The sequence below is a fragment of the Streptomyces antioxidans genome (genome assembly GCF_000968685.2).
GTDB classification, from domain to species: Bacteria; Actinomycetota; Actinomycetes; order Streptomycetales; family Streptomycetaceae; genus Streptomyces; species Streptomyces antioxidans.
Genome location: NZ_LAKD02000243.1, coordinates 1 through 3,004, shown reverse-complemented (window position 1 = coordinate 3,004; position 3,004 = coordinate 1). Strand labels below are relative to the sequence as shown.

The 3,004-nt window shown below is 67.2% G+C and carries 1 protein-coding gene; it reads left to right on the top strand.

The features are described 5' to 3' along the window. On the top strand, positions 1 to 3,004 hold a 3,004-nt coding region (locus VT50_RS37955; RefSeq protein WP_143645405.1), incomplete at both ends, for an SDR family NAD(P)-dependent oxidoreductase.

Sequence of the window (3,004 nt, the reverse complement as noted above, 5' to 3'; positions counted from 1 at the left end):
CCCACCTACGCCTTCCAACGGCAACGCTACTGGCCCGAGGCCCAGGCGAAGGTCGTCGAAGGCCCGACCATGATGGCGTCGGCCAAAGAGTCGCGCTTCTGGTCGGCCGTGGATGAGGAGGACGCGGAAGCGGTGTCCGCCCTTCTGGGGCTGGCAGGTGACGAACGTGAGCCCGGGTTCCAAGAGGTTCTGCCCGTGCTGGCGGATTGGCATCGTAGGGAGAACCGGCGCTCCACGGTCAATGACTGGCGCTATCGGGTCGTATGGAAGCCGATCGTTGAGTCCGGGGCGGGTGGTGGCGCTAGCCCGAAGCTCACTGGGACATGGCTCGCCGTTGTGCCCGCTGGATCCCACGGCATGACGACGTGGGTTCACGATGCCCTCACCGTACTGGCCCGCAGCGGGGCGACCGTGGTGCCTCTTGAGGCATCCGCCAGTGCTGGAGCCGACCGGGTGACCCTTGCCGAGGACATTCGTGCCGCCGTCGCCCGCCATGCCGCCGCGGAGGAAGGCACCGAGGGCGGTACGACCTCGGTGGCCGGGGTGCTGTCCTTCCTCGCCTTGGACGAAGAACCGGAAGCCGTTCACCAAGCGGCGCCAGCCGGTGCGGCGGCGACGCTGACACTTGTCCACGCGCTGAGCGACCTTGCTATGGACCTGCCCCTTTGGCTGATGACCAGGGGCGCTGTCGCGGTCGGCCGTTCCGATGCGCTGCCCTCGCCACTGCAGTCGATGGTGTGGGGCCTCGGCCGGGTCATCGGACTGGAACACCCCCAATGGTGGGGTGGCCTGATCGACCTCCCCGATGTCCTGGATGACCGAGCGGCGCGGCGATGGCTTGCTGCCCTCGCATCCCCCGCCGATGAGGACCAGGTCGCGATCCGGACGTCGGGAGCCTTCGTACGGCGCCTCGTCCGGGCCCGGACCGGAGAGCCGAGCGGCGCGCTCGGCGGGGCCTGGCGGCCACGCGGCACGGTGCTGATCACAGGTGGCACAGGAGCGTTGGGCGGGCATGTCGCTCGTTGGCTGGCTGAGGCGGGAGCGGCACACCTTCTCTTGGTCAGCAGGCGCGGACCCGCGGCTCCAGGAGCAGCCGGGTTGGTGGCCGAGCTGGAGGCCGCGGGGACCTCTGTGACCGTTGCAGCATGCGATGTCGCCGACCGGGAAGCGGTACGTACTCTGCTGGCCACTCTGCCCGAAGAACACCCGCTGTCCACGATCGTGCACACCGCCGGATCAGGCGGCGACCTTCGACCGGTGGCTGAGACCCGCTTGGAGAGCTTCGCCGATGTGCTCGATGCGAAGGTGACAGGCGCGCGATGCCTCCACGAGCTGACTCGGGAGATGGAGCTCGACGCCTTCGTGCTGTTCTCCTCGGCCGCCGCTACCTGGGGGAGTGGGGGTCAGGGCAGTTACGCGGCCGCCAACGCCTACCTCGATGCTCTGGCCGAACACCGCAGGGCCCTCGGACTGGCCGGGACCTCGATCGCATGGGGTGCATGGGCCGACGCTGGTATGGCCGTGGTCGATGCCGCCGAGGAGATGGTGCGCCGCCGCGGACTGCGATCGATGCCACCGGAACTGGCTGTCGTGGCGTTGCAGCAGGCATGGGACGCGGACGAGGCATCGGTGACTGTGGCCGATGTGGACTGGGAGCGCTTCGTTCCGGGATTCACCGCGGCCCGCCCCCGCCCGCTACTGATGGATCTACCGGAGGCGGCGCGGGCGATCGAGGCGACTCGTCCGTCGGTGGGGGAGAATGCGTCTGCCTGGCTGACGCAGCTCACCGAGGCTTCTGTTGAGGAACGGGAGCGGTCGCTGGTCGAGCTGGTGCGCACACATGTCGCGGCCGTTTTGAATTATGGCGACGCCAAAGATATCGCCGCGAACCGTGCTCTGAAGGACCTTGGATTCGATTCCCTGACGGCGGTCGAGCTGCGTAACCGGCTCAATGCCGTCACTGGGTTGGCCCTGCCCACCACAGTGGTTTTCGACCACCCCACCCCTGCTGCTCTTGTCGCCCATCTTCGGGTGCAACTCTTCGGACAGGACGAAGGTGAAACTGCGGCCAGGCGGCGCCTGGCCACGACTGCACGAGCTCAGGCGGAGGACGACGCAGACACTGATCCCGTCGTCATCGTGGGGGCAGCGTGCCGGTACCCGGGTGGTGTGGGTTCGCCCGAGCAGTTGTGGGACCTGGTAGCCGGTGGCGTGGACGCGATCGCCGGGTTCCCCTCCGACCGCGGCTGGGACCTCGAGAACCTTTACGACCCGGATCCCGATCGGTCCGGCAATACCTATGCGATGAGCGGCGGATTCCTCGACGACACCGCGGGCTTCGATGCGGAGTTCTTCGGTATTTCTCCACGTGAGGCGTCGGCCATGGATCCGCAGCAGCGGCTGCTGCTGGAGACGTCTTGGGAGGCCATAGAAACTGCTGGGATCAACCCGTCCGAACTGACGGGAACGCCCGTCGGCGTGTTCGTCGGAGCCAATAACCAGGACTACCTGACTCGCTTCTCGACCGTGCCGAGCGGCGCCGACGGCTATGTGATGACAGGCAATACGGCCAGTGTGATGTCTGGGCGTGTGGCGTATGTGTTTGGTCTTGAGGGTCCGGCGGTGACGGTGGATACGGCGTGTTCGTCGTCTCTGGTGGCCCTGCATCAGGCGAGTGCGGCGTTGCGTAGTGGTGAGTGTTCGATGGCGTTGGCTGGTGGTGTGGCGGTGATGTCGACTCCGGGGACGTTTGTGGAGTTCTCCCGTCAGCGTGGTCTGTCGGCCGACGGCCGGTGCAAGGCGTATGCGGAGGGGGCGGATGGCACGGGTTGGGGTGAGGGTGTGGGTGTGTTGTTGTTGGAGCGGTTGTCGGATGCTCGGGCGCGGGGGCATCGGGTGTTGGCGGTGGTGCGTGGTTCGGCGGTGAATCAGGATGGTGCGTCGAATGGGTTGACGGCGCCGAATGGTCCGTCGCAGGAGCGGGTGATTCGGCAGGCGCTCGCTA